The following is a 1,569-nucleotide window of genomic DNA, read 5'->3' as shown; positions in this document are numbered from 1 at the left end:
CATCTTTGCTCTGGCAATCGGCTAACTTTCCGGGAAGGGTTCCGACGGAATTTATATTGTCTTTTCTGCGCGTTAGATCGCGCGCCTTCTTCGCCGCTTCGCGACCGCGCGCAGCTAAAAGAGCCTTATTCATAATAGCGCGCGCTTCGATCGGATTTTCTTCAAAATACTTGCTAAGCACCTCAAACGCCATCTTTTGCACGATCGGCTTAACGTAGCTGGAGCCTAATTTTCCCTTCGTCTGTCCTTCAAACTGCGGTTCGGGAACCTTTACACTAATTACTGCGATGAGTCCCTCGCGAACGTCGTCGCCGGTGATCTTTGTGTCTTTTTCACGCGCAGCCGCATTTGACGCGACGTAATTTGTTATCGCGCGCGTAAGACCCGCTCTAAAACCCGCCTCGTGCGTACCGCCGTCCGGAGTTTTGATATTATTTACGAAGCTTAATAAATTTTCGCTATACGTTTCGTTATACATAAGCGCAAAATCCACCATAACATCATCCGCGCTATCACTAAACGATACGGCTTTGGATATGGCAGGCGCTTTATTCATATCGTTTACGAAGCTCTCCAAACCGCCTTCAAAGTGAAAGTGCTCGTCCCTGCCCGTGCGATTATCTTTAAAATTTATCGTAATTTTTGGATTTAGATACGCTAGCTCGCGAAATCTTTTTGATAAAATTTCATCGTCAAATTCTAAAATTTCAAAAATTTCGCCGTCGGGCCAAAACTCGATCGTAGTACCCGTGCGATTAGTAGTTTTTATCTTTTCAAGCTCGGTAGTAGGAATTCCTTTGGCAAATTCTTGTCTATAAATATTTCCATCCCGTTTGATCGTAGCAACGAGCTTTTTTGAGAGCGCATTTACGACGCTAACGCCTACGCCGTGCAGACCGCCGGAGACTTTATAAGTGTCTTTGTCAAATTTACCGCCTGCGTGAAGCACGGTTAAAACTACCGTCGCGGCAGGAATTTTTTCAGTCGGGTGTATATCGACGGGGATTCCACGACCGTTATCGCTAACGATACAACTTCCCTCGTTTGTGATTTCGACGTCGATTGTGTCGCAGTACCCCGCCATCGCCTCATCGATCGAATTATCTACAACCTCATAAATCATATGATGAAGTCCGCCGATATTGGTATCTCCAATATACATTCCAGGGCGCTTTCTAACAGCCTCAAGACCTTTTAAAACTTTAATATTACTAGCGCCGTAATTTTGCTTCATAATTTTCCTTTAAATATTATTTATCGGCATGACGACCGTTTTTAAACCATCCGCGCTAAGCACAAACGCTGTATCGGAGCTGTTAAAATAAAGCTCAAAAATTTCACTCTCGATATTACTTAAAAAATCAAGTAAAAAGCGGTTTTTCACGCCGAAAACTATCTCGCCGTTTATCTCAATCGCCGCTTCGATTTCGGTCTTTGCCTCGGAATTATCCTCGTTGATGCTCTCAAAAACCATTCCGTCCTTTTTAATGGTAACCTTCATCTCCTCGCACATCGCGTTTATCGCTCGCACGCCGCTTACCATCTTATCGCGCGGAATTGAAATTTTAT

At 44.4% G+C, this 1,569-nt stretch carries 1 protein-coding gene and 1 pseudogene; both read right to left on the bottom strand.

Annotation, left to right across the window (positions count from 1 at the left end; all coding sequences use genetic code 11):
* Window positions 1–1,234: ATP-binding protein (locus Q0256_RS05840; RefSeq protein ID WP_297961032.1), on the bottom strand; the 1,234-nt coding region annotated here is incomplete at its 3' end.
* 9 nt (window positions 1,235–1,243) lie between these two features.
* A pseudogene (locus tag Q0256_RS05835) lies at window positions 1,244–1,569 on the bottom strand (DNA polymerase III subunit beta); the annotation flags it as partial.

Origin of the sequence: uncultured Campylobacter sp., from assembly GCF_937949835.1 — a bacterium.
Lineage (GTDB): Bacteria > Campylobacterota > Campylobacteria > Campylobacterales > Campylobacteraceae > Campylobacter_B.
The sequence above is the reverse complement of the archived record's forward strand: the minus strand, read 5'-3'. Positions and strand labels throughout refer to the sequence as shown.